The sequence below is a fragment of the Amycolatopsis echigonensis genome (genome assembly GCF_002846615.1).
In the GTDB taxonomy this organism is placed as follows: Bacteria; Actinomycetota; Actinomycetes; order Mycobacteriales; family Pseudonocardiaceae; genus Amycolatopsis; species Amycolatopsis echigonensis.
In genome coordinates, this window is the sequence record NZ_PJMY01000003.1 from 2523721 (window position 1) to 2548184 (window position 24464).

At 68.2% G+C, this 24464-nt stretch carries 21 protein-coding genes and 1 pseudogene; 1 reads left to right on the plus strand and 21 read right to left on the minus strand.

What is annotated here, in order from left to right:
- Positions 1–23: 23 nt before the first annotated feature.
- The 5 genes from ATK30_RS16710 to ATK30_RS46190 all read right to left on the minus strand — a co-directional run bounded on the left by ATK30_RS16710 (position 24) and on the right by ATK30_RS46190 (position 4771).
- Positions 24–1046, minus strand: a complete 1023-nt coding sequence (locus tag ATK30_RS16710; protein ID WP_101436362.1) for an NAD(P)/FAD-dependent oxidoreductase — start codon at positions 1044–1046, stop codon at positions 24–26.
- A 61-nt stretch (positions 1047–1107) separates the two neighbouring features.
- The gene (locus ATK30_RS16715) at positions 1108–2091 is read right to left on the minus strand and encodes a R2-like ligand-binding oxidase (RefSeq protein WP_101436363.1); all 984 of its coding nucleotides are present in this window, start codon (positions 2089–2091) and stop codon (positions 1108–1110) included.
- Positions 2092–2142: 51 nt separating this feature from the next.
- Positions 2143–3249, minus strand: coding sequence for an NDMA-dependent alcohol dehydrogenase (locus tag ATK30_RS16720; RefSeq protein WP_101436364.1), 1107 nt, complete (start codon positions 3247–3249; stop codon positions 2143–2145).
- A gap of 191 nt (positions 3250–3440) precedes the next feature.
- Positions 3441–4316: a sensor histidine kinase gene (locus ATK30_RS16725; protein WP_244194939.1), complete on the minus strand. Its 876-nt coding sequence runs from the start codon at positions 4314–4316 to the stop codon at positions 3441–3443.
- Positions 4316–4771, minus strand: coding sequence for a hypothetical protein (locus tag ATK30_RS46190; protein WP_244194632.1), 456 nt, complete (start codon positions 4769–4771; stop codon positions 4316–4318). The genes ATK30_RS16725 and ATK30_RS46190 overlap by 1 nt, the downstream gene beginning before the upstream one ends.
- Positions 4772–4876: 105 nt before the next feature.
- On the opposite strand from ATK30_RS46190, the gene ATK30_RS16730 reads away from it, so the two are divergent.
- On the plus strand, positions 4877–5521 hold the full coding sequence (locus tag ATK30_RS16730) for a response regulator transcription factor (protein ID WP_341867348.1): 645 nt from the start codon (positions 4877–4879) through the stop codon (positions 5519–5521).
- Between the two features lie 20 nt (positions 5522–5541).
- On the opposite strand, the gene ATK30_RS16735 is transcribed toward ATK30_RS16730, so the two are convergent.
- The 16 genes and pseudogenes from ATK30_RS16735 to ATK30_RS16810 form a co-directional block, all read right to left on the minus strand.
- A complete protein-coding gene (locus ATK30_RS16735) occupies positions 5542–5748 on the minus strand; it encodes a hypothetical protein (RefSeq protein WP_101436366.1) in 207 nt (68 codons plus the stop codon).
- On the minus strand, positions 5745–7097 hold the full coding sequence (locus tag ATK30_RS16740) for a peptidylprolyl isomerase (RefSeq protein ID WP_101436367.1): 1353 nt from the start codon (positions 7095–7097) through the stop codon (positions 5745–5747). Before ATK30_RS16740 ends, ATK30_RS16735 begins: the two co-directional genes overlap by 4 nt.
- Positions 7094–9382: an MMPL family transporter gene (locus ATK30_RS16745; protein ID WP_101436368.1), complete on the minus strand. Its 2289-nt coding sequence runs from the start codon at positions 9380–9382 to the stop codon at positions 7094–7096. The genes ATK30_RS16740 and ATK30_RS16745 overlap by 4 nt, the downstream gene beginning before the upstream one ends.
- A gap of 65 nt (positions 9383–9447) precedes the next feature.
- On the minus strand, positions 9448–10746 hold the full coding sequence (locus ATK30_RS16750; protein ID WP_229857380.1) for an MCE family protein: 1299 nt from the start codon (positions 10744–10746) through the stop codon (positions 9448–9450).
- A gap of 9 nt (positions 10747–10755) precedes the next feature.
- A complete protein-coding gene (locus ATK30_RS16755) occupies positions 10756–12018 on the minus strand; it encodes an MlaD family protein (protein WP_101436370.1) in 1263 nt (420 codons plus the stop codon).
- The gene (locus ATK30_RS16760) at positions 12015–13343 is read right to left on the minus strand and encodes an MlaD family protein (protein ID WP_101436371.1); all 1329 of its coding nucleotides are present in this window, start codon (positions 13341–13343) and stop codon (positions 12015–12017) included. The genes ATK30_RS16755 and ATK30_RS16760 overlap by 4 nt, the downstream gene beginning before the upstream one ends.
- 5 nt (positions 13344–13348) lie before the next feature.
- Positions 13349–14632, minus strand: coding sequence for an MlaD family protein (locus ATK30_RS16765; protein ID WP_101436372.1), 1284 nt, complete (start codon positions 14630–14632; stop codon positions 13349–13351).
- Positions 14632–16077, minus strand: a complete 1446-nt coding sequence (locus ATK30_RS16770; RefSeq protein ID WP_101436373.1) for an MlaD family protein — start codon at positions 16075–16077, stop codon at positions 14632–14634. The genes ATK30_RS16765 and ATK30_RS16770 overlap by 1 nt, the downstream gene beginning before the upstream one ends.
- Positions 16074–17309, minus strand: a complete 1236-nt coding sequence (locus ATK30_RS16775) for an MlaD family protein (protein WP_101436374.1) — start codon at positions 17307–17309, stop codon at positions 16074–16076. The genes ATK30_RS16770 and ATK30_RS16775 overlap by 4 nt, the downstream gene beginning before the upstream one ends.
- A 3-nt stretch (positions 17310–17312) precedes the next feature.
- A complete protein-coding gene (locus tag ATK30_RS16780) occupies positions 17313–18146 on the minus strand; it encodes an ABC transporter ATP-binding protein (protein WP_101436375.1) in 834 nt (277 codons plus the stop codon).
- A 37-nt stretch (positions 18147–18183) separates the two neighbouring features.
- Positions 18184–19056, minus strand: a complete 873-nt coding sequence (locus ATK30_RS16785) for an ABC transporter permease (RefSeq protein ID WP_101436376.1) — start codon at positions 19054–19056, stop codon at positions 18184–18186.
- A 20-nt stretch (positions 19057–19076) separates the two neighbouring features.
- A complete protein-coding gene (locus ATK30_RS16790) occupies positions 19077–19934 on the minus strand; it encodes an MlaE family ABC transporter permease (RefSeq protein WP_101436377.1) in 858 nt (285 codons plus the stop codon).
- Positions 19935–20080: 146 nt separating this feature from the next.
- The gene (locus ATK30_RS16795) at positions 20081–20455 is read right to left on the minus strand and encodes a hypothetical protein (RefSeq protein WP_244194633.1); all 375 of its coding nucleotides are present in this window, start codon (positions 20453–20455) and stop codon (positions 20081–20083) included.
- Positions 20456–20516: 61 nt separating this feature from the next.
- A complete protein-coding gene (locus ATK30_RS46195) occupies positions 20517–21200 on the minus strand; it encodes a hypothetical protein (protein WP_229857379.1) in 684 nt (227 codons plus the stop codon).
- A 283-nt stretch (positions 21201–21483) separates the two neighbouring features.
- A pseudogene (locus ATK30_RS16805) lies at positions 21484–22426 on the minus strand (ribose-phosphate diphosphokinase).
- A 175-nt stretch (positions 22427–22601) separates the two neighbouring features.
- Complete coding sequence (locus ATK30_RS16810) at positions 22602–24437, minus strand: phosphoenolpyruvate carboxykinase (GTP) (RefSeq protein WP_101436378.1); 1836 nt, start codon at positions 24435–24437, stop codon at positions 22602–22604.
- Positions 24438–24464 lie beyond the last annotated feature (27 nt).

Sequence of the window (24464 nt, forward strand, 5' to 3'; positions counted from 1 at the left end):
CGTTCGATGAATGTCGGTGTGCTTCAGGCGCCGACTTGGGCGGGAAGTGTCAAGTCACTCGAGTGCCCCGGCGCGAGCCCGGCCTGCGGGTCGAGCGCCACGGCCGCGTTGTTGACCGCGGTCGCCACTTCGCCGAAACCGACGGCGATGAGCTTGACCTTGCCGTCGAAGGTCGCGGCGTCGCCGGCCGCGAAGACCTCGGGCAGGTTGGTCCGCATCCTGCTGTCGACCCGGATCGCGCGGCCCTCGAGTTCGAGCCCCCAATCCTTGATCGGACCGAGGTCCATCAGGAACCCGAGCGCGGCGACGACGACCTGCGCCTTGGTCTCGCGGACCTCGGCTTCACCGGCCACCTTGATGGCGACGCTCTCCACCCGGTCCTGCCCACGCAGTTCGGTCACGTTCGCGTCGACCAGCACGGTGCAGGCGGACTGGTGGAGCAACTGGACCGAGTGCTCGTGCGCGCGGAACTGCCGTCGGCGGTGCACGAGCGTGGTCGACCGCGCACGCGGCAACGCCGCCAGCGCCCAGTCGACCGCGGAGTCCCCGCCGCCGACCACCACGACGTCCTTGCCGTCGAGCACGTCCAGCCGCGGGACGAAGTAGCACAGGCCGCGGCCGAGGAAGTCCTCGCCGGCCGGGATGGGCCGCGGGGTGACCGCCCCGACGCCGGAGGTGATCACGACCGCGCGTGCGTCGACCACCACGCCGGCCGACGTCGTGGCCCGCCACCCGCCGTCACGGCGCTCGAGCCGCAGTACCTGCTGCGAAAGCAGGTACTGCGGGGTGAACGGCGCGGCCTGCCGGACGAGGTTGCCGATCAGCTCCTGCCCCGGCACGCCCGGCAGGCCGGCGATGTCGTAGATCTTCTTCTCGGGGTAGATCGCCTGGACCTGGCCGCCGACCTCGGGAAGGGCGTCGACCACCGCCATGCTCAGGCCGCGGAATCCTGCGTAGTACGCGCCGAAGAGACCCACCGGCCCGGCGCCGATGAAGAGCAGGTCGACGTTCGTGTTCGCTTCTTGCGCAGAGGTGTCCTGCAGCATGTCGGTGCTTCCTTGGGTTCGAGGTCGGCGTCGACCTGGTTACCGGTGAGAACTCGACGGGTCAGGAGCCGACGGCCGTCAGCGCCTGCTCGACCGCCGCTTCGTCTTCCGCGGCGAACTTGTCCTCGAGCTGCATCGGGGAGTAGTCCTCGTCGATTTCCTCGACCCGGCAGCCCCGCGCGCTCTCGATCGACTCGAGCCTGCGGTTGACCTTGTCCAGCGCGTAGTCGGTCATCTCGTCGATGCTGATGCCGAACGGCGTGTTGTCCCCGAAAGCGTCGAACAGCCCGACGATCAGCTGCAGCGCCGGCTGGAGCAGCTCCTGCATCCGCTCGTCGACGACGTCCCAGTTGCGGTCGTCGGCGGCGACGTGGCGCCGGCAGGTGAAGGTGCCCCACGCCATGTGACGCCGCTCGTCGTCGCCGATGTACTTCACGACCTGCTGCATGCCCGGCAGGATGTTGCGGCTCTTGCACACCTTGGCCCACGCGAAGTAGCCGGTGAGGGCGAGACAACCTTCGACCACGTGGTTGTAGGTCACGGACGCGCGGATCTGGGCGGCCGGAGACGGGTCCGTCGTCAGCGCGTACAGCGATTTCGGCAGCTCTTCGGTGAAGATCTTCGTGTACGCCTCGCTGTACTCGACGAATTCGTGGAGGTCGGTGCCGAGACCGACCGCGTCGAACCACAGGCGGAACGCCTGCATGTGCTTGGCCTCTTCGAAGGTGAACTGCGTCAAGTAGGCCTCGTCGGCCAGCCGGCCTTCGACGGCCATCGCCGTCGTGAAGGGCTGCAGGTCCTGGGTCACGGACTCCTCGCCGGCCATGAACTGGGCGGCCAGGATCGACGTGAGCCGCTTCTCGTCGGGGCTCATCGCCGCGAAGTCCTTGGCGTCCTGGGAGAAGTCGATGTCTTCGGGGTTCCAGAACTTCTTGTTCCCCTTGCGGAACAAGCGCATCGGGAACGACTCCATGCGGAGACCGCCCTCGCTCAGACTGCCGAAGCCCGTGCGCTTGCCGTGTTCGATGTTGCGTTCGATAGCCATGAAACTGTCCTCACATCACGAATTTGAGCCGTTGCGGGCGACCGAGGTGGGCTAGTACCGGATGAGGCCGCGGATGTTCTTGCCGTTGCGCATGTCCTCGTAGCCCTGGTTGACGTCCTCCAGGGAGTACTCGGTGGTGATGAGCTCATCGAGCTTCAGCAGCCCGGCGTTGTAGAGCTCGAGCAGCCGCGGCACGTCGTGCTGGCCGTTGGACGAACCGAACAGGGAACCGCGGAGCTGCTTTTCGTACAGCGTCAGCTCGATGAGACTCGTCGTGATCGACGTTTCCTCGGGATGGCCGATGGCCGTGACGACGACCCGGCCGCGCTTCCCGACGAGCGAAAGGGCGGGCGTGATGTGTGCACCCTCGGCGACGTCCGTGGTGATCACGCACACGTCGGCCAGCTGGCCGCGGGTGAGCTCGCTGACGGTGTTCCACGCCTCGTCCATCGACGCGGCCGTGTGGGTGGCCCCGAACTCGAGAGCCTTGGTGCGCTTGAACTCGACGGGGTCGATCGCGACGATGAGCCGGGCGCCGGCGATCCGGGCACCCTGGATCGCGTTGACGCCGATCCCGCCGACGCCGACGACGACCACAGCGTCACCGGCCCGCACTTCGCCGGATCGGACCGCGCTGCCGAAGCCGGTCGTCACGCCGCAACCGACGAGCGCGGCCTTGTCCAGCGGAATGCCGTCGTCGATCTTCACGACCGACGCCGCCGGCACGACGGTGTATTCGGAGAAAGTGCCGAGCAGGCACATCTGGCCGACGTCTTCGCCGCGGGCGTGGAAGCGGTAGGTGTTGTCCAGCTGCGGGCCGAGCATCACGGCGGCGCCGGCGTCACAGAGGTTGCCCAGACCCCGCGCGCAATACGAGCACCGGCCGCAGGCAGGCAGGAAGGTCATGACCACGTGGTCGCCCTCGGCGATGTCCATGACGCCAGGGCCGGCGGCCTCGACCACACCGGCGCCTTCGTGGCCGCCGACCAGGGGGTAGGGGAAGGGCAGGTCTCCGGTGACGAGATGCTCGTCGGAGTGGCACAGCCCGCTGGCGGTCAGCTTGACCAAGACCTCGCCGGCCTTCGGTGGATCCAGGTCTATTTCCTCGACCTGCCACTTTTCGTGCTGTCCCCAAAGGACCGCAGCCTTCGTCTTCATTGACGTCAACTCCTCGTAGGTGAAGGACTCGGGTAATCATCACAAGATTCGGCGCGATGCACACCGATCGCGCGAGCCATCGGTGGCCCGCGCGTGCCAACCCCGCCGACCCGCGCGGGCCACGCACACGGAAACGGACGCGAAAAGACGTCAGAAAATGAAAAGTAGCCGGCCCGAACGGCGAGACCCGCTCAGCCGACCGGCATGTCGAGGCAGACGACCAAGCCGCCACCCGAACGCGGGCGGAACCGGATCCGGCCGTCGAGCGACTGGACGATCTGTTCGGCGATCCACAGTCCGAGCCCCGCGGTGCCACGGTGTTCCCCGGAAACGAACCGCTCGGTGACGATGGGCGCGAGTTCGGCCGGGAAACCCGGCCCCCGGTCGAGGATCATGACCTGGAGCCGTTCTGGTCCCAGCCGCGCGACGACCTCGACGGGCGCGCCCCGGCTGTGCCGTCCGGCGTTTTCCACGAGGTTGGTGATGACGCGTCGCAGCAGTTGTGCGTCCAGGCGGGACTGTGCGCCCGGCGGCGTGACGGTGATCCGCAGCTCGGAGCCCGCCAGGCCGGCGGCGTCTCCGGCCGCGGACAAGAACTCCTTGATGTCGACGACCCGGCGACGCCCGGTGCTGAAGGTGGGCCGCCGGCTCGCGGCGACGTCGCCGAGCGCGTCCATCATCGACGAAAGGTGGCCCGCGTGGGCCGCCAGCAGCCGCAGGCTGGTCCAGCTGTCGTCGTCTTCGGCCGCCGCCGTACCGGTTCGCTCGACCAGGTTGTCGGTCAGCGCCTTGAGAGAGGCGATGGGAGTGCGGAACTCGTGCAGGATGACGTGCAAGCCGGTTTCCTGGGCCTCGTAAGACTTCAGGAGGCGGGCACGCAGGTCCCGTTCCTCTTCCGCCGCCGCCCGTTCCGCGATCGCCTGTGCCCGAGCGTCGCTGTGCGCTCGTGTCGCCCGTTCGGTCAACAGCGCGAAGCCGCCCGTCAGGGCTGCGGTGAACACCAGGTAGACCGGCCACCACAACCCGGACTGCATGCGGATCACCGACGACGTCTGACCGGCGTCCATCAGCACCGCGACCAGGAAATAGGCGCCCCGAGGGCCATCGACACGGCCACAGTGGCCACGAAGGACAGTCGCATCGCCGCGGCCGCGATGACCAGGAACAGCAGCGACACCGCGACGCTGCTCGCACCTCCGGTGCACGCGATGATGGCCAGCGACAGGACCGAGTCCAGACCGGTCACCACCGAAGCGGACCGGATGCTGCGTAACTCGATCGTGGGATCCCAAAAAACGATGAACGCGTAGATGCTGCCGACAGCCAGCCACACCAACCCGATCGCGAGGTGGTGCCGCACGGAGTCCGGCCCGAGCGCGAGGAGCAGCCCGACGGACACCACGACGCCGACCCGGACACTGGCGGGCACCCGTTCCACGATCCGGATGTCGGTCTCCCGGAACGTATCCGTCTGGAGGATCGTGCTTGACCGCACGGAACGCCACCACGGTACGGTCGACATCGATGCCTCCACGACGCTGCCGCCAGCGCCTCTGCTGGTGGGCTCGTGTAGTGATTTTGTCATCTTCCGACGAGGAGAGCCATGCAAGACCGCAAACTCGTCCTGGTGCTCGTCGATGACCACGACCTGTTCACCCAGGGCCTAGCTCTGCTGCTCAAGGCGAAAGCCGGCGACCGGTTCGAGATCGGTGGTACGACGAACCGCGCGGAGGAAGCGGCCTCGCTCGTCGGCTCGTGCGGCGCCGACATCGCGATGGTCGATCTCGCCATGCCGCCCGTCAACGGGATTCCGGCGATCCGCCATATCAAGTCCCGCCATCCCGATACGAAAGTCGTCGCGCTGTCAGGCACGTCGGACCTGAAGCTCGCCGAAGAAGCTCTACGGGCCGGCGCCGACGGATTCCTGCCGAAGTCGGCTGATCCGGATGTGCTGGTCGCTCCCCTGCTGTCCGTGGCCGCCGGCTTCCGAGTGGTCGAGGACACCTTGTTCACCGTGTTGCTCGACGCGGTGCGGCACCCGCCGGAGGAGATCTTCGGTCAGCTGGCGGTGGACGAGATTCGCCTGTGGGTACTGCTGTCCCGCGGCTTGGAGACCACAGAAATCGCCGAACGCATGCTGGTTTCCGAGCGGACCGCGAAGCGCCTGGTCGCCTCGCTCCTGAACAAGCTGGGGGCTCCGAACCGGATCGTCGCCGCCGGCATGGCCGGTCACTACGGCTTGCTTGGTAAGCAGGCGCCGAGCCCGGGCTGACAAGGCTCGGCGCCCGCCGGCTAGAAGAGCGCGGCAGCCGACACCACGACGAAGACGGCCGCGACTACGTAGGCGCTGACGGCACCTCGGCGGACGACTTTCGCGCGCCGCTCGCGCTCGGCCATCGGCAAGTTCGCCGGAACGAGATCCAGTGAGCGCCTGCTGCCCCACTGTCCCAAAAGGACAAGCAGAACCGCCAAGACGACGAACGGGACGGCCGTGCTCATCGCGAAGGAACCGGCTTCCCTTGGGAAGGCCGGCCCGGGTTCGCCGCGCCCTGCTGACCGGTCACCGGGCTCTCGCCCGGCTTTACGTCCGGTGCGGCGTCGGGATTGTCCGGCCGGTACTCGTCCGCGTACTCCACGCCGGCGCCCTTGATCTGGTCTCCCAGCCAGGAACGCCACACTGCGAGCAGCTTTTCCATCTGCAGCTGCTGTTTGAGGCTGTCGTGCACCTTTTCGAAGGTCGCCGGCACCGGAGCCGTCACTTCATCGACCCGCCCGACGTTCCAGCCGAACTGGTTCTGCACCGGACCGAAGACCGTCCCCGTCGCTGCGCCGAAAGCCGCTTTCCCGTAGTCGTCCTGCAGCTGGCTACGGGAAAGCGCGCCGAGGTCGCCACCCTTGTCGCGCGTCGCGGTGTCGATGCTGCGCTGCTGGGCCACGGTTTCGAACTTGGCTCCGTGCGACAGGTCGGCGATGACCTGGTCGGCCTCTTCCCTCGTCCGGACCACGATGTTGCCGATCTTGCGCTGCTCCGGGGTGCCCAGCTGGTCCTTTCGCGTCGCGAAGGCGTCCTTCACCTCCTGCTCGCTGATGTCGCCGGATCCCTTGGTGACCGCGTCGAACAGCTGAGAGAGAGCCAGCTGCTGCTTGATTTCCCCGATCACGGCCGGTTCGGACGTGCCGACGTTGCCCAGCTGCTGGACGAACTTGTCGTGGGCTTCCGTCCCCTCGCCGAGCTGCTGCGAGATCAACCTGGCCAGGGCGTCCTGCGCCACCTTGTCACCGATCACGATCCCGCGGTCCTGCGCGGCTTTCTGCAGGATCAAGCTCACCGCGTACGCCTTGGCGGAGTCCTTGCGGAACTTGCCGAGGGTCGCTTCGTCCTGCGGTGGCTGGACCCCGTACATGGCCCGCCAGGTCTCGAGGACACCGCTGAGCTGGTCGGCGGTGACGGTTCGGCCCGCGACGCGGAAGGCCGCGTCGTCCGGCAGCCGCTGGGAGTCGTACCAGACGTAGCCGCCTACCCCGCCGCCGACCAGGAGCAGCAGGACCACGAGCAGGATGACGCGCACCTTGCGGGTTTTCGGCAGTTTGGCCCAGATGACGTCCTTCAGACCGGTCTTCGGTTTCTCCGGCCCGGCTTCGGCGTCCTCCTTCGGCTCGTCGTCGCCGTCGTCCGATTCGGACGAGTCGTCTGCGGTGTTGCTTTCAGCCGGTTCTTCCGCCTCGTCGCGGCCGTCCGGGAGGTCGGCGACGTCGGCTTCCTCGTCTTCAATCGTGCTGGGGCTCGAGGTCTTCACGGTCGCCTCCTCGTCGTCAGTCTTCTTCTCGCGTTCAACTCGCAGGCTCATCGACCCACCTCCACCACGACTCGTCCGACAGGTTCGGGAACGGGTGTCGCCACCCGGGTAACGCGGTCACGCGGTGGCCAGAGCCACACCACACAGCCCGCGGACAGCAAGGCCAGCACGACCGAGCCGGCCAGCAGGACGCCGAACTCGCGTACGGCGGCCAGCTTGGACAGCACCAGGACCGCGTACCCCACGGTGGAGGTGGACGCGGCGAGCAGGATCGACAGCCGAAGTCCCCGGCTGCGTCGGCGGGCGGCTTCCGAAAGCAGGACCGTGAACTCGCACCCGACCGCCGCGGTCAGCGATCCCAAGCCGGCGGTGACGGGGCTCAGCGGCACCCCGGCCAGCCACAGGAAGCACAGCCCCGCACCGGTGGCAATGGCCGCCGCCGCGACCGCGCGCGCCGCGTCGGCCCGGCGCCGCAGCGCGATCAGCAGGACCGCGCCCGCGGCCAGGATCCCGGCCAGGTTGGTGAGCAGGCGGTCGGCGGACACGAGCTCGTTCCCGCGGACCGCGACCATCGGCAAGCCGGTCAGGTCCACGTGATACCCCTGCGGTGGCGGCGGCAGGTGCCGCAGCACGTCGTCGCGGAGGGCCTGCAGCTCGCTCAGGTCTTCCATCCGCACGCCGAAGCTCAGCAGCGCGGACGTCCGGTCGTTGCGGAGGACCGCGCCCGTGAGGTACGGCGGCAGCAACCGGACCCCGGCTGCGATCTGGCTCGCCGTGGGCGAGGCGCCCAGGAACTGCAGCAAGGTCGGCGGCGACACCACCGGGCGCATCTGGTCACCGTGTCGCGAGACGATGCTTTCTTGCGCCTCGCTGGTCCATTTCATGGCCTCGGGCGACAGCACGTCAGGACCGTTGAGGACGACGGCGACCTCGCCCGACGACCCGATGACGGATTCGACGTGCTGGGCGTCGGTGAGCGCGTCCAGTCCGGTGGCGAAGCTCTGGAAGTTGCTTTCCAGCTCGATCCGGGGGAGCGCCATCCAGCCGGCCAGCGCCACCGCGCCCGCGACGACGCCGGCGGCGACCCGAGCCCATCGAGGCGACGTCACAGCGCGCGACGAGGAGACCATCTCATCGAGTGGCCGGTCCGGTTCGGCGGTGAACGAGAGGCCGCGGATGAGGAGCATGCCGACCAGCGCAGCGATGAGCACCCCCATCGAAAGCGCGAGACCGACTTCACGGACGAAGGGCAACGGCGAAAGCAGCAGCATCGCGAACGCCGCGGCGGTGGCGGTGGCGACCACCAGCACCACCCGGCGTCTGGCCTGCTGGGCGAAGTAGGTCGGGTAGTAGCTCCCGACGCCGAGCAGGACGGGGAGGAAGGCGACGACGCCGAGCGACAACGGCCGCCCGAGCCACCCGAAAACGGCGAGCGTCAGCCCGATCGCGACGACGGTCGTCATGACCGGCACCAGCCTGCGGCGCACCTTCCGGGTCCAGGGAATCAACAGGAAGCACGCGCCCACCGCGAGCAGGGCGGTCCCCCCGATCCACGGGATCTCGCGTTGCACCTGGTCGCCCAGGGACACGGCGATGACCGGGATACCGGACACCGTGATCCGCTGCGCGTCCGGCTTGGCCGTCGCGACGGCGTCACGAACCGCCTGCACCAGCCGTTCCGTGCCCTGCTGGTCCAGGCCTTCCCGCGGGCGGACGAGGATTGCCGCCGACCGGTCGGAGGGCACGACGAACCGCCACTGCGGGCGGGGCTCGCCGGCACCGGTGTACACGACCGTGTCCACGAAGGACGGATTGTGCAGGGTCGGGAGGCCGGCCGGCATGCCTTGGACCAGCAGCGGCCCGTACCGGGCGTCGAACGCGGCGACCGCGGCGTCGCCGGCCTTCTCCGCGTCCTTGCCGGTCTTGCCCTGCTGGGCTTGGGACCGGACGGCGTCGCGGCGTCCGGACAGCTCCGCGAGCAGGTCCTGTGTCCGGCCGGCGATCTGGTTCAGGGTCGTCCCGGGGCCGTAGACGGCCGCGACGTCCGGCAGCCGTGACAGCCGGCCTTCGAGGTTGAGCAGCGCCGGCAGGTGCTGCTGGTCGAGCTGCGCCCGCGGCTGCCCGGACTCCAGCAGGACGACGATCGGGTCCCCACCGAAGGAGCCCGACTCCGCCTCGAACTGGCGCACCACCGGGTCGTCGCTGGGCAGGAACGAGTCCACGCTCGTCTCGACCCGCACCTTCGCGAGCCCGCCGAGTACGAAGCCCGCCGTCGCGAGCACGCCCAGTGCTACGAAGAGACCGCGCTTGGTCGGCCGTCGCCAGAGGGCGCGCACCCTTCGCGCCCCTCCGCGGAGGAGTGAGCTCGGGGACAGCTTGCGCAACGACGGCCGACGCACCATCACTTCGTTCCCTTCTCCACTCGCGGGTACGAGCCGCCCTGGTACGGCCCCGGGTTCGAGGACTGGCCGGGTGCTGGGTACGGGTTGCTCTTGTCGAGGGGCGGGATGTTGTTGAGGTTGAGCGGGTTCCCGCGCAGGCTCTGCTCGTTGAGGATGATGAAGGTGCGCAATGCCGTGCCGTTGTCGTCGCCCCTCGACAGGGCCTGGCCCATGTTGGTGAACATCGCCGCGACGTCGTGCCCGTACGGCTGCAGGTAGGACAGCATCGGGTTGACGTCGCCGAGCGCGACGTTCAGCGTCGGCAGCAGCTGGTGGGCGTCGGCGGCCACGACCGGCACCCGCGCCAGCGTGTCCGGGGCGTGGTCGAGCACGCCGTTGAGCGAGGGCAGCAGGCCGCGCAGGTCGCCGGCGGTCTGCGGCAGCTGCTCCAGCGCCTTGCTCAGGTCCGGGGCGGCGGTGTTCAGGTTCTTCGCCACCGGCGCGAGCGAACCCGACAGCTCGTTCAGGCCGTCGCTCGCGCTCTTGGCCTTGTCCATGACGCCCGGCAGCTCCCGCATGACGGCCTGAAGGTCTTGCCCGCCGTCCGCGGTGGTCTTCGTCAGGGTGTCGGCGTCACGCACCAGCTGCGCGATCTGCCCCTGCCGGGTGTCGAGTGCGGCGAGAAGGTTGGCCGCGTTCCCGCTGAGCTTCTGCAGGTCCTCGCTCTGCGCGGACAGCGCGGACAGCGCGCCGTGTCCCTCACGGCCGAGGTCACCGAGACCGCTCAAGGCGCGGGAGATGCTGTCCTGGCTGTCCTTGGTGGATGCCCCGAGCGAGCGGATGGTGCTCGCCAGCGCCTGCCTGGTCGAAGGATCGATGCTGGCCAGCACGTCGTTCAGGCCGACTGCGGGCTTGCCCGCGTTCGCCGGCAGGACCGTTCCGCTGTCCAGCACCGGACCGTCGCCGTCGGTCAGTTGGAGGAAGGTCTCCTCCACGAGCGTCTTGTTCCGGACCTGGACGGTTACGCCCGCGTGCAGCGGGTACTGCTGATCGAGTTCCATGGTCACGTGCGCGCGGTCGCCCTCGTTCTTGATCTCGGCCACCTTCCCGACGGCGACGCCGCTGATCATCACGTCGGAGTCGGGCACGAGGTTCGCCACGCTCGGGAAGGTCGCCGTGACCGTGTAGCGGGAGCTGCTGAAGGGGAGTTTGCCGCCGGAGTTCACCCAGAGGTAGCCGAAGAACACGGCGCAGCCGGTGGCGAACACGACGAGCACGATCAGCCGGATCACCGGCATCGCGGAATGAGAGATCCTCATGGCAGCCACCTAGTGGGGGGTCTGGCCGGACGTGGCGCCACCGGGGGTCCCCAGGCTGCTCGGCGTGAGCTCGAGCAGGCCGCGCAGGATCCCTCCGTTGGCGTCGTGCAGGCTGGTCAGGGAATTCGTCTGGTAGACGAAGGCCGAGAGGTCGTTCAGGTACGGCAGGACGGCCGCCGTGATCGGGTTGAGCCGGCCGGTGACCTCGTGCAGGTCCGGCAGCGTCCCGTTGAGGTCGCCGACCAGCGGGCGCAGGTCGTCGACGACGGGCTTGGCCTTCGTCACGACCGGGGTCGCCTGGTCCACTGTGTTGCCGGCCTGGTCCACGGCTTTCGTCAGCTTCGACAGGGAATCGGGCAGCTCACCCGAGGCCTTGCGCAGGTTTTCCAGTGTCGGATCGAGCTGGTCGCTCAGCCCGACCACGCTGCTCGTCGCCTCGTCGAGCTGATGGGTGAGGTCGGGCAGCTGCGCCAGCGACGCGTTCAGCGGACCACTCTGCGCACCAGCGGCTCCGAGCGTCTCCTGCAGGCTCTGGGCCAGCGACGACAGCCGCGCGTCGTTTCCGCCGACGGACTTGGAGATCTGGGCGAGAGCGGTCACCAGCTTCGCCAGCGTGTCCTTGCGGGTCTGCAGCGCCGTCACGACTGGCTTGAGGCTGGTCGCGACCTGGTCGGTCGCCGACAGGCCACTCGCCAGCGACTGCGGGGCGTGAGCCAGGGCCGCGTCGGACTCGTTGACCAAGGACGTCAGTGCGTTCAGCGTGTTGTCGTCCAGGTGCCCGAGCACCTCGTCGACCTGGATCGGCCGCTGCGAGTGGCTCGCCGGGAGCGTCCCGTCCTGCGGGAGTTCCTTCCCCGGTGGCCCGCCGGGGTCGATTTCGACGTACATCTCGTTGAGCGGGCTCTTCGGGCGCAGCACCGTGCGTGCGTTGTCGTACACCTTGTACTTCGGGTCGATGGAGAGGGTGAGCAGCGCCTTGCCGTCGTCCGAGACGGACGCCGAGTCGATCTGGCCGACCTTCACCCCGGCGATCCGGACTTCCTGGCCGTTGCCGGGGCTGATGGCGGGAGCGTTGTCGAACTCCGCCTTCATGATGAACCTGTCCTGCCACGGCCAGGTCGTGGTCCCCGCGCCCTGCTGGCTGACGATGTAGCCCCCGACCGCCAGCCCGACCACCAGCAGCACCGCGAGTGTGAGCACGTTCCGGCCGAGCTTCGGCTCGTTGCGGACGCGTTCCCAGGTCTTCTTGATCCGGCCTTGATCGCGGGTCATCGCCCCTCCTGCTGCTGTCCGAGCCTCATGAGGTTGCTGTAGAGCTGTTCGAGGCTGATCGGCAGACCGCCGATGCTGCCGGGGCCGATCCCGGGTTCGAACGCGATCGACGCGCCGTTGCCGTCGGTCATCGACGATGCCCTGTCCACGTTGGACAGCATGTATCCGAGTTCCTGGTAGAGCGGCCGGTCACCGGAGGTGCCGGCGTACGGTCCCGTTCCGCGGTACGGCGAGAGGATCGTCGACTTGATCGGCCCGTTCACCCGGTCGAGGACCGGTCCGCGCACGTCGTCGAGCACTGTGGTCAGGCCCTGCGCGGTCGGTACGAGATCACGGACGACGGGCCTGGCGTCGGTCAGCAGGTTCTTCAGGTCGTTCACCAGCGGACGTGCCTTCGCCAGCACCGGGTCGGCGTGCTGCAGAGCCGTGTCGAGCTCGCGGGCCACCGGACGGGCCGGGCCGGCGACGTCCTTGATCTTGGCCAGCGTGCCGTCCAGCCGGGAGAGCCCGGCGTTCGTCGAGTCCAGCGCCTCGGGCAGGCCGGAGACCGTGTGGGACAAATCCGACGCGCGGTCCCCCAGCACGGTGCTGACCTTGCCGAGGTTCTGGACGATGGAGTCGAGCTGCCCCGGCTCCTTCGTCAGCGCGGAGGAAGCCGATTCGAGCCCGCTCACCACGTCGGTGAGGTCCTGGCGCGGCCGGGTGCCCTGCGCGGCGTGCAGGACGTCACCGGCCGGGTCCAGCGTGCCCGGCGCGTCGGCCAGGAGCTGGTCGATGGCCCCTCGGCCTTCGTCGTCCAGTGTGGCGTCCAGGTTCCCGACCGTCTTCTGCAACGAGTTCAGGGTGTTCGGCGGCAGCGCGTCGACGACCTTGTCGAGTTCGACCGGCACCCGCGTGCGGTCCTTGGGGATTTCGCCGGCCGGCGTGCCCTTTTCCCCGCCGGGAACGAGGTCCACGTAGTACCTGCCGCCCAGCACGGTGGCCGCCCGGATCACCGCCGAGGGGGCGGTGCGCAGCTTGGCGGGCACGTCGTCGTCGACCTTCACCGTGACGTCGGCGGAGCCGTCGGGTGCCTCCCGGACATCCACGACCTTGCCGATCGGGATGCCGGCGACCTTGACCTCCGTGGTAAAGGGCTGGAGCCGGTAGTCACGCGCGAAGTTGATGCTCAACTCCGTGCCCGGTCGCAGCGTGGTGAGGATCCGGTCCTTGTTGAAGAGAGCGAGACCGGCGACGAGCGCCACGACGACGAACATCGCGCCCAGTTTGAACAGCGATCCCTTGCTTTTCGGACGTCGGCGCCGGTTCTTGATACGCAAAGCCATCTTCCTCACCTCGGCCCCAGCAGAGAGCTCTTCTTGTCCTGCGGTGCCTGTCCCGGTGCGGGATAGGCGTTGCGCGCGGTGACCGGGTCCTTCAGCGCGCTCAGGGCGCCGGACAGGGACTCGGTGTTGAACAACGGGTAGATGCGCAGCCAGTGGCCCGACGCGTCACCCTGGCTGAGCGCGTTGGCCGCGTAGGAGAACCACGACGCGATCTCCGGCGAGTACGGCGCGAGGATCTCGAGCGGCACGTGCGCCGAGCCCACGGCCGAGCGCACCGCCGGCGCCAGCGGCCTCGCGTCGGAGAAGGTCTGCGTGAGCGCCCCGACCGCCGGGTCGGCCTGCCCGGCGACGCCCGGCACCTTGTCGAGCGGCGGAACGCCCTCGCGCAGCACCCCGCGGACGTCCGGGGTCGCCTGGCCCAGCGCGTCCGCGCCCGGCTTCAGCGACGACATCGCCGCCTGGGCATCGGCCAGCGGCGCCTGCAGCGACTGCAGTGCCCCGCGTGCCTTGCCCAGCGTGTCCGGCGCCTTGTCCACGACGTCCGCCAGCGGCTTGCCGCCATCGACACCGACTGCGTCCAACGTGGTCTTCAGTTGCCCGACCAGCGCGGAGATCTCCTGCTGGCGGTTGGTGAAGCGGCCGCTGAGGCTGTCCAGCGCACGCAGTGTCCGAGTCAGGTCCTTCCCGTCGTCGGTGGCCAGCGCGCTGGCCACGGTTCCGAGGTCAGGCAGTTCCTCGGGCAAGGCCCCCAGCGCGTCGCGGAGGTCCTGCTGGTGTCCGCCGACGCCGCCGCCGGTCTCGCGCAGCGTGTCCTGCAGGGCCTTCCGCGTCGGCTCGTCGAAGACGGCCAGCACGTCGGAAAGCTCCTGCGCGCCCTCGGTCTTCGCCGACGGGATGACGTCGTTTTCGCCGACCTCGCCCGCGTCGGGCGTTCCCGGCGTGAAGTCGACGTACTTCTGGCCCAGCGCCGATCGCGCGCCGACCGATGCGGTCACGGCCTTGGAATTGCGGTAGATCGGCTTGTCGCCGTCGAACTTCAGCTCGACGACGGCCTGGTTGCCGACCAGGTTGATGTCGCCGACCTGGCCGACACGCACACCGCCGATACGGACGTCGTCCCCGCTGCGCAGGGCACCGACGTCAGCGAAGGCGGCCTTCACGACCGTCGTCGGCTTGCCGGGCAGGCCGTCGCTCGCGGTGATCGCGATCCCGACCGAGGCCACGAAGAGGGCGAGGACGACTAACCCGATGAACAGGGACCGCCTCTTGCGGCCGACCGTGCTCGCCATCACTGACCTCCACCGATGAGGAACTGCAGAGCGCCGCTTTCCTGCTGCTGGTTGAGCCCGGTCACGCCGCCGTCGGATTGCTGTCCCGTGGCCAGCAGCCCGCCGAGTACCCCGCCTGAGGCGGTGAGTCCCGGGAGGCTCGGCAGCGGCAGGGGCGGAGCCGCTTGAGCCGGCGTGCCGGTGTCGCCCTGGGGAGGGCCCTGCGGCGGGGGCGTAGGAGCCCCGTTGGGCGCGTTGAGGCCGGGCACGAGGCCCGTCAGCAGGTCGGGGTTGACGACGAGCATGGCCCGGAAGTAGTGGGAAACACCGTCGCCGCCGTTGGTGGTCAACGCCCAGTTCCGGATGAAGTTCAGCACGTTCCCGAAGTTGTTCGTCAGGTCGGTGACAATCGGGCGGGCAGCGCCGACAGCGGATCGCAGGTCCGGGCCGGCGGCCTTGAGCTGGTCGACCACCGGCCGGGCCTCGTCAAGCAGGCCTTGCGCCTTGTCCAGAACCGGCTTCGCGCTGGCCAGCGCGGGGTCGAGCGACTCGGAGAACTTCTTGAGCTCGTCGCTGATGGCGCTCAGGTTGTCCGTGGTCGGCCTGATCGACTGCAGGATAGGCGTCGTGGCCTGCGCGGTACCGGTCAGCTGCCCGAGCGTCTTCCGGGCCGCGGAGAGGGTGTCCGGCAGCTGGCTGAGGGTCGACTCGAGCGCGGCACGGTTCTTCGCAGTGGCTTCGGTGGCGGTCTGCGCGGACGAGAGGAGACCGTCGAGGGTCGCCCCGTTGTCCACGGCCAGGGCCTGGGCCACCGGTTCGATCTTGTCGACCACGCTGGTGAGCAGGCCGTTCTGCTCCTTGAGGACCTTCGCCAGCCCGTCCGTGTCCTTCATCGACGACGCGAGCGCCTGGATGGTCGCATCGGCGTTCTGTCCGTTCTCCCGCATGCCTTCGCCAAGCACGGTCACCAAAGCCGCCAGCGACTGCCCGGTGGGGTCGTCGACGGTGTTGAGCACCTGGTCGAGGTCGGTGTAGACGCTGGTCTGCCGGACCGGCAGGACGCCGCCGTCCTGAAGCGCGGGCGCCGAGGGCGTCCCGCGGTCCAGGTCGAGGTAGCGCTCGCCGAGGATGCTGACCGGCTTGATGGTGACCTTGGCGTCGGTGTGGACCGGCAATGCCGCGGGATCCAGGCTCAGCGCCACCGCGGCGTGCTTGTCGCTGTCCACCGTCATGGCCGCGACCTGGCCGACGTTGACGCCGTCGACCTTCACCTCGTTGCCCGGGATCAGCGGGCTGGCGTCGGTGAACTTGGCGACGATCGTGATCTCGCCGGGTTGTCCTTTGTCGTTCGCGCCCACGGCGCCGGCGGTCACGCCGAGGCAGGCGACGGTGACCACGGCGAGGCCACGGAGCCGGTAGGACGCCGGGCGGGACCGCCGGGGCGGCCGGGAGGTGCGCTTGCTCATCGGATCCCACTTCCGAACGCGTCGGTCCAGGGCTGGCCGACCGGCGATCCGGGCAACGGTGTCGGGTTGCTGGTGAAGCCCGGCGGCACGATGCCCGGGTTGACGTTCACGCTCGACGCCCCAGCCTGTACGTAGATGCGGCCGTAGTGGCCGTTGGCGTCGTAGTTAGCGCTCGCCGAACCCCAGTTGGACAGCAGGCCCACCGCTTCCGGGGTGAACGGACGCAGGAAGCTCAACGCGGGCATGAGGCTGCTCACGGCCGAGTTCAGGCCGGGCGCCGTCGCGTGCGCGGTGTCCAGCAGTCCCGGCGTGTAGTTCAGCAGGGTCTGCGCGTCGGCCAGAGTCGGCCGCAACTCGGCGACCAGCGGCCGCAGGTCGGTCAGCACCGGCCGGAGGTTCCGGCTCACGTCCGGCAGCTTCGCCGTCGCCGGTTCGAGGTCCTTCAGCAGCGGCACCGCCTGCCCGACCGCGTCGGGCACGTCGCCCAAGGTCTTGCCCGCGGTCTGCAAGGTGCCGGGCAGCTTCTTGAGCGCCGAGGCGAGTGCCTCGTGCTGCTGCGCGGTGAGCGAGGTCGTCTTCGACAGCTGGTCGATCACCGTGCGCAGGTCGGCCTCACGACCGGCGAGGGTTCCGACCATGGTGTCGAGCTGGGTGACCATCTGCTTGATGGCCGGCCCGTCGCTGCCGAGTCCCCGCAGCACTTCACCGAGCGCTTGCACGGCGGGGCCGGCCGAGCGCACCGTCTGGTTCACGTCGGCCTCGTTGCCCTTGACCGTGCTGTCGAGCCGGTTAATCAACGAGCTGAGCTTGGCCCGGGTCGGCGGATCCAGCGCGTTGAGCACCTGGTCGAACTCCATCGGCACCGGCATGTCGCCCTTGATCATGCCGTGGTCGGGGATCTCCGCGTTCCCGCTCGGTCCGTCGGTGATGTTCACCATCCGCTCGCCGAGCGCCGCCTTCCACTCGATCCGCACCTGCGCGCCGTCGTGGAGGGGAACGTGGTTCCCTTCGAGGGCGAGCATCAGCTTCGCCTTGCCGCCCTCGACCGAAATGTCGGACACCTTGCCGACTTCGAAACCGTTGACCTGCACGGTTCCCCCGTCCACCACGTTCGTCGCGGAGTCGAGGATGACGCCGACCTGGTAGTCGTCGCTTCTCATCGCGGCGACGGCACCGGCCCCGACGCCCAGGGCCGCCACCACGATGACGCCGACCGTCAGCACACGTTTCATGAGTCAGTCCATCCCCAGCGGGCCCGCGGATTCGCCGGCCAGGAACTGCCGCACGAACGGGTCGTCGGACGCGAACGCTTCCTCGGCCTCGCCGTAGTGCACGACCTGCCCTTGCCAGATGAGGCCGACGTAGTCGCTGACCTTGCGCGCGGTGCGGATGTCGTGCGTGACGAGCAAGTAGGTGCCCTTGTGCTCGCGGTGCATGTCCAGGATGAGGTCGTTCAGCAGGCTGGTGCGGACCGGGTCCAGACCGGAGTCCGGCTCGTCGAACAACACGATGTCCGGGTTGAGCACGAGCGCCCGCGCGAACCCGGCGCGCTTCCGCATACCACCCGATACCTCGTTCGGGAGTTTCGTGATCGACCGCTCCAAGCCGACTTCCGTCAGCCGGGTCATGACGATGTGCTCGATCTCCGCCTCGCTCATGTCCGTGTGCTTGCGCAGCGGGAAGGCGGTGTTGTCGTAGATGTTCATGGACCCGAACAAGGCACCGTCCTGGAACAGAACACCGAAGCGCTTGCGGAGATCGTAGCGCTCCTGCTCGGTGATCTTCCACAGGTCCTGGCCGAAGACGACGATCTCGCCCTCGTCAGGCTCGAGGAGCCCGACGAGGTGCTTCAGGAGCACGCTCTTACCGGTACCCGACGGCCCGAGCACCGTCGTGATGGCGTCGTCGACGAAGTTGATGTTCATGCCGCGCATGACGTGGAAGTTCCCGAACGCCTTGGAAACGTTCCGGACTTCCATCGAGTGCGTCCGGTCGGCCGGGCCGGCCAGGAGGTGGCCGCTGCGGGTGTGGGTCCGCGGGGGTGCGTCAGCGGTGTTCGATGTGGACACAGAGTTCTCCTCGCGGGACGAAGGGGCGGCGTGCTGATCAGTTGGCGATGGGTGCATTCGGCGCTAACCCCCAGAAGAGCTGCGTCCCCAATACACCGATGATATGTATCAGCACCATGTTCAGCATCATCGACTTCGCCGTATTTCTTCCCACACCGACGGATCCGCCACTGGCGTTGTATCCGTAGTAGCAGCCGACGAAGATGATCGCCGTTCCCATGGCCATCACCTTGCACAGGGAGAAAAATAGATCCTGCGGGTTCTGGTAGAGCCAGAAGATGAAATTGTAACCACCGGGGGAAACTCCGCCGAGCATCTTCACCGTCGTGAGGAACTCCCCGATGTACATGATCCCGAGGCCCACCACGTAGAGGAACGGCATCGCGATCCAGGCCGCGACGATGCGGCTGCCGACCAGGTAGCTCCTCGACTTGACGCCCATGACCTCCATGGCGTCGATCTCGTCCGAGATGCGCATCGAGCCGATCTCGGCGACCAGGCCGCAGCCGACCTTCGCCGCGAAGATGTAGCCCCACATGTACGGCGCCATCTCGCGGATCGCGCACCAGGCGTTGAAGATTCCCGAATAGAGGGGAACGCCGATCTGCTTGAGCGTGTAGTTGCCTTCGAGGCCGCACTCGTACCCGATCACGAACTGCATGAGCCAGATGACGAGCCCGCTGGACAGGATGAGCACGCCGCACTGGTGGAAGACTTCGGTGGCGGAGTGCCGGAGATCGGGCAACGCCCGGATCGTCCGGCCGGAGAACCGGGCGATATCGCCGCCGGTTTCGACCGCGGACTTGACCGAAGTCGCCATGCCCTTGAACGAAATCTCGACGTCGGCGGGCTTCGGCGCACCGGGCAGCTTCTTTTCGCCGACTCCGCCGTTCTGCACAGCTCGGGTCACGGTGTCTTCTCCCCGCCTCGTCACTTGTAGATCTGCATCTCGGGGTTGAGACCGAGCATGATCGCGGTGAAGACCGCGTTGAAGATCCAAATCGCCGCGAACGCGATCACCACGGCCTGGTTGACCGCCCGCCCCACCCCGATCGGCCCGCCGCCGGTGTGCAAGCCCTTGTAGCAGCAGACGACGCCGATGATCAGCCCGAAGATCGACGTCTTGACCACGCTCGCCCAGAGGTCGGTCGTCGTCGCGTTGTCGAAGAAGCTGCCGAAGAACGCGCTGCTGTTCGCCTTGAGGATCGGCACGGCGGCGATGTACCCGCCCACGACACCGAAAGCCAGCGCCACCAGGTCCATCAGCCCCGTGATCAACGTCATCGCGACCACCCGCGGCACGATGAGCGTCCGGATCGGGTCGACGCCCAGGACTTCCATCGCGTCGATCTCTTCACGGATGCGGCGGGCACCGAGGTCCGCAGTGATCGCGGTGCCCATCACGCCGGCCACGACCATCGCGTTGATCCAGGGCGCGAACTCGCGGACGCTCGCCATGATGAAGAACGAGCCAAGCCGTTCGGGGATACCGAAAAGGGAGAAGATGTTCCCGCCCTGCAGCCCCGGAGCCCCAAGGCCGAAGGCCGTGGTCGAGATGATCATCGGGATCCAGCACAGCTTCAGCGTCTGGAACATCTGCTCACGAACTTCGCCCCAGTAGCCAACAGGGTGCCGGAGGGCGGAGTAGAGCACGTCGCCCATCAGCCACACCATTTCGCCGGCCTGCTCCAGCGGACGCGCGACCGCGGAACCCAGGCCTGATCGCCGGCTCGCCTTCCGGCGCTGCCGGCCTTTCGCCTTGGGCGGTGCCGCTGCGTGCGTCGTCATCGGTGCACTCCTTGGTCGACTTCGAGTCTTGGTGGACTTCGAGTCAGTTCTGTCCGGCGGGACTCACCTGGGAAACGAGTCTCGCGCGATTCCGCCACGCTAGGATCGTCGAATCCTGCTTGGAAGCCACAGAACCGTTGCCATCACTACGAATCTCCGGATTTTTCCACTCCGCTCATGCGTCCGCGAAAAAAGCCGGACGCGCCGCCGACCACCACAGCCGTAGCCGCCGTCAGCCCGATCTGGAGAGGATCGCGGCCCGCTGGTACGAGCAAGGACAACGGAAGCGCGAGCAGATAGCTGCACAGCGCGGCTAGCGCGCCGTGTACCACGGGAAGGCTGGCGTTGCCGATTCGCCTTGAAGCAACGAAGAACGCGACCACAGCGACAAGCGGAAGCCACACATAACCCAGGACCGGTACCAAGGCCACGACCAGTGGCTGGACCAACCCGCCGATGAGGAGAACGCTGAACCCGGTCGAAGCGCCCCGGACCGCCTCGGGCGCGTCGATCCGGTCCACCCAGGACTGCCGGTCCGGACCGGCGGCGTTGTCACGAGCACGCGTCATGGAGATCCCGCCTTTACGCTGGCCCACCCCGACCTGGACGACGTCCTGCCGGACGTGCTCGGTAGCGACGGATTTCGAGTTGCGCACCCGCGGGAGGCATTCCGCTCGCGGCCGCGCCGGTGTCGCGGCGCTGAGCGCGGAGGATCGGACGGCGATTCGCGGCGATCGTCCACACCGGGCGAAAGCCGATTGGCGTTCCACGGCTGAGCCAGGCATCGTAGGCCGACGGACAGTACGCCGAGCACGGGTTCCCGGCGTCGCTGTTCCCGGAGTTCGACAATGAACACTGCGGAAGTATGTCCGGCCAACGCTGGTCCATATGGGCCAACGACGGCACCCGAGGGCCAACTTCAATCTCGGCCGAACGGGCCGAAGTTCTCCGGCGGTACCGCCTCGACCAACAGGCCGAAACGACGGCCGCGATGTCGCGGACCGCGTCGCCCTCGTCGGCCACGGCGTGCCAGGCCGTTGCGCCGCAACCGGACAGCGTGGCGAGCCGGCGCCGGACGAACTCCAGTTGCGCGTCCCGGGAAGAGAACGCCCGAGAACCGCGCTGCCAGTCGTCCACAGCCTTGCCGTCCTGGTCGGCGTGTTCCAGCCCCACTTCCCAGTCCCGTCGATACGGGTTGCGTTCGTTGTCCACCGAGATGCTGTAGGTGTGCCCCTGGTGCTCACTGGTGTAGACGGTGGCGTCCATGGCATGAGTCTCCGTAGTAGTAGTTCGGTTGTGGTGTAAGGAATCATGCTCGCTGGCGAGGCGGGTCGAGCAGTTTGGTGACGGCGGTGACTGCGGCGAGTCCGGGGGCCACGGCCGATCACACCCCGCACTGGCACACCCAGCGCGACCTGCTGCACACCATCAGCTGCTGCGTGAACTGGCCGAAGCCTGAGTCGGAAAACACCGCTCCTACGCCCATCGCCCCGACCCCGGCCGATGAACGACTCCCCGCTGTTGCGTCGCTACGTTCGGAACCCGCCGGTCAGTTACCGGCGTTGAACAGGCTGGTCACCGATCCGTCAGAGAAGACTTCGTCAATAGCGCGAGTCAGCAGGGGGGGCGATGGATTGCACGCTGAGCTGGGTGAAGTGCTTGTCGTCTGGAATGGGGAGGGTGTCGGTGAGGACGACTTCCCGGATTCCGCTAGAACTCAGGCGCGCAGCGGCGTTACCCGAAAGCACGCCGTGGGTGGCAGCGGCAATGACGCCAGCGGCACCTGCGGCGTTCAGGAGTCGGGCGGCGCCGACCATCGTGGTCGCGGTGTCGATCATGTCGTCCACGACTACACACAGCCGGTTTGCGACGTCGCCGACGAGCTGGCCGGTGTCGGGATGTTCGGCGTGGAGGGATTTCCGGTGCTGGATGAACGCGATGGGTTGCCCGCCGAGAAGGTCGGCCCAGGTTTCGGCGAGCTTGACGCGTCCGGCGTCTGGAGCGACCACGGTGATGGCCGAGTCCTGGTAGCGCCGCCGGACGTGCTCGGCGAGCAGTGGTTGCGCCAGGAGGTGGTCGACGGGGCCGTCGAAGAACCCTTGGGCTTGGGGTGTGTGCAGGTCGACGGTGATGATGCGATGGGCGCCGGCGGTGGTGAGCAGGTCGGCGACGAGCCGGGCGGAGATGGGTTCTCGTCCTCGGTGTTTCTTGTCTTGGCGGGCGTAGGGGTAGAAGGGCCAGATCACGGTGATGCGTTTCGCGCTGGCTCGTTTGAGCGCGTCGATCATGATCAGCTGTTCCATGAGCGCCGTGTTGAGCGGTCCGGTCGCGGTGTGCAGGACGAAGGCGTCACAGCCGCGAACGGACTTGTCGAAGCGCACGAAGGTCTCGCCGTTGGCGAAGGTGTGCGCGGTCTGCGGGGTTACCGACGCGCCCAGTTCGTCCGCGATGTGCTGAGCCAGGGCGGGGTGAGCGCCGCCGGCGAAGAACATGAGCCGCTTGGTCACCTCTCCCGGCAACCTGTTGCCCGGAGCGACGCCAGTGGCGATCGGGGTCGGTGTGGCGGCTCTCATCCGTTGTCTCCAGTAGACGCGTGGCAGGTGGTGGAACCGCGGGCGGAGCCGAGCGGGGAGCCGCCGACGGCTCCGCCCGCGGGATCGTGGGGCGTTATGCCAGGCGCCGGGTCAGCGCGTCGAACTCCTCGCGCAGGGCCGTGGGCAGCTTGTCGCCGACGGTGGCGAACCAGTCGCGGATCAGGTCGAGTTCGGCTGACCACTCGGCCGGGTCGATAGTGAGGGCCTCGTCGACATCGGCGGGGTTGATGTCCAGGCCGGTCAGGTCGAGGTCGCCAGCCGTCGGCACGGCCCCCAGCGGCGTGTCGGTCGCGTCGGCGGTTCCCTCGATGCGACCGAGGATCCAGGCGAGGACTCGTGAGTTCTCCCGGAACCCTGGCCACAGGAATCGGCCGTCCTCGCCGCGGCGGAACCAGTTGACTCCGAAGATCCGCGAGAGTTTCGCAGGATCAGCACGCTCGCCGAGGCTCAGCCAGTGGGCGAAGTAGTCGCCGACGTGGTAGCCGGTGAAGGGCAGCATGGCCATCGGGTCCCGGCGCACCACCCCGACCTCGCCGGTGGCGGCAGCGGTGGTTTCCGAGGAGAGGGTGGCGCCCAGGAACACGCCGTGCTGCCAGTGCCGGGACTCGGTCACCAGCGGGATGGTGGAGGCGCGGCGACCGCCGAACAGGATCGCCGAGATCGGCACCCCGGCGGGATCGTCCCATTCCGGGGCGATGCTCGGGCACTGCTGGATGGGGGTGCAGAACCGGGAGTTGGGGTGGGCAGCGGGCTCGGTGGAGTCGGGGTGCCAGTCGCGGCCCTGCCAGTCGGTGAGGTGCTCCGGCGCGGTGTCGGTCATGCCTTCCCACCAGACGTCGCCGGTGTCGGTGAGCGCGACGTTGGTGAAGATCGTGTTGCCCTGCTCGACCATCCGCATCGCGACCGGGTTGGTGCGGTAGCCGGTGCCGGGGGCGACGCCGAAGAACCCGAATTCGGGGTTCACGGCGTAGAGGCGGCCGTCGTCGCCGAAGCGCATCCAGGCGATGTCGTCGCCGAGGGTCTCGGCTTTCCAGCCGGGCAGGGTCGGTTGCAGCATGGCGAGGTTCGTTTTGCCGCAGGCGCTGGGGAACGCGGCGGCGACGTAGTGGACCGCGCCTGCAGGTGAGGTGAGTTTGAGGATGAGCATGTGCTCGGCGAGCCAGCCTTCGTCGCGGGCCATGACCGACGCGATCCGCAGAGCGTAGCTTTTCTTGCCCAGCAAGGAGTTCCCGCCGTAGCCGGAGCCGTAGCTCCAGATGGTGCGGTCCTCGGGGAAGTGCGTGATGTATTTGACGTCGCTGCACGGCCACGCCACATCGGCCTGGCCGGGCTTGAGCGGGGCGCCGACCGAGTGCAGGGCCTTCACGAAGTCGGCGTCCTCACCGAACTTCTCCAGCGCCATGGCGCCCATGCGGGTCATCAGCCGCATGGAGACGGCGACGTAGGCGGAATCGGTGATCTCCACGCCGAGTTTCGGGTTCTCCTCGGCGAGGGGGCCCATGCAGAACGGGAGCACATACATCGTGCGTCCGCTCATGCTGCCCCGGTAGAGCTCGGTCATGATGATGTTCATGTCGACCGGGTCCATCCAATTGTTGGTGGGCCCGGCGTCGTCGGCGTTCTCGGAGCAGATGTACGTGCGGTCCTCGGCCCGCGCGACGTCGCGCGGGTCCGATGTGGCGAGGAAGGAGTGGGGTTTCTGCGGGACGCGGACCAGCGTGCCGGCCTCGACCAGCGAGATCGTCAGGCGGCGCCATTCGTCGTCGGAGCCGTCGCACCACACCACCTTCTCGGGCGTGGTGAGTTCGGCGACTTCGTGCACCCACGCCAGCAGAGCGTGATGGGTGGTGGGTGCGTGATCCAGTCCAGGGATGGCACCGGCTGGGCGGTTGTCCGTCGAGGTGGTCATGGTGCCGCTTCCTGTGTTGCGGTTCCC

What these genes read in the sequence shown, in the direction of transcription:
- ATK30_RS16710 (WP_101436362.1), bottom strand. Translation starts at nt 1,046, where the DNA reads ATGCTGCAGGACACCTCTGCGCAAGAAGCGAACACGAACGTCGACCTG.
- ATK30_RS16725 (WP_244194939.1), bottom strand. Translation starts at nt 4,316, where the DNA reads ATGGACGCCGGTCAGACGTCGTCGGTGATCCGCATGCAGTCCGGGTTG.
- ATK30_RS46195 (WP_229857379.1), bottom strand. Translation starts at nt 21,200, where the DNA reads ATGGACGCCACCGTCTACACCAGTGAGCACCAGGGGCACACCTACAGC.
- ATK30_RS16770 (WP_101436373.1), bottom strand. Translation starts at nt 16,077, where the DNA reads ATGAGCAAGCGCACCTCCCGGCCGCCCCGGCGGTCCCGCCCGGCGTCC.
- ATK30_RS16775 (WP_101436374.1), bottom strand. Translation starts at nt 17,309, where the DNA reads ATGAAACGTGTGCTGACGGTCGGCGTCATCGTGGTGGCGGCCCTGGGC.
- ATK30_RS16735 (WP_101436366.1), bottom strand. Translation starts at nt 5,748, where the DNA reads ATGAGCACGGCCGTCCCGTTCGTCGTCTTGGCGGTTCTGCTTGTCCTT.
- ATK30_RS16740 (WP_101436367.1), bottom strand. Translation starts at nt 7,097, where the DNA reads ATGAGCCTGCGAGTTGAACGCGAGAAGAAGACTGACGACGAGGAGGCG.
- ATK30_RS16720 (WP_101436364.1), bottom strand. Translation starts at nt 3,249, where the DNA reads ATGAAGACGAAGGCTGCGGTCCTTTGGGGACAGCACGAAAAGTGGCAG.
- ATK30_RS16810 (WP_101436378.1), bottom strand. Translation starts at nt 24,437, where the DNA reads ATGACCACCTCGACGGACAACCGCCCAGCCGGTGCCATCCCTGGACTG.
- ATK30_RS46190 (WP_244194632.1), bottom strand. Translation starts at nt 4,771, where the DNA reads ATGTCGACCGTACCGTGGTGGCGTTCCGTGCGGTCAAGCACGATCCTC.
- ATK30_RS16760 (WP_101436371.1), bottom strand. Translation starts at nt 13,343, where the DNA reads ATGGCTTTGCGTATCAAGAACCGGCGCCGACGTCCGAAAAGCAAGGGA.
- ATK30_RS16750 (WP_229857380.1), bottom strand. Translation starts at nt 10,746, where the DNA reads ATGAGGATCTCTCATTCCGCGATGCCGGTGATCCGGCTGATCGTGCTC.
- ATK30_RS16715 (WP_101436363.1), bottom strand. Translation starts at nt 2,091, where the DNA reads ATGGCTATCGAACGCAACATCGAACACGGCAAGCGCACGGGCTTCGGC.
- ATK30_RS16755 (WP_101436370.1), bottom strand. Translation starts at nt 12,018, where the DNA reads ATGACCCGCGATCAAGGCCGGATCAAGAAGACCTGGGAACGCGTCCGC.
- ATK30_RS16790 (WP_101436377.1), bottom strand. Translation starts at nt 19,934, where the DNA reads ATGACGACGCACGCAGCGGCACCGCCCAAGGCGAAAGGCCGGCAGCGC.
- ATK30_RS16765 (WP_101436372.1), bottom strand. Translation starts at nt 14,632, where the DNA reads ATGGCGAGCACGGTCGGCCGCAAGAGGCGGTCCCTGTTCATCGGGTTA.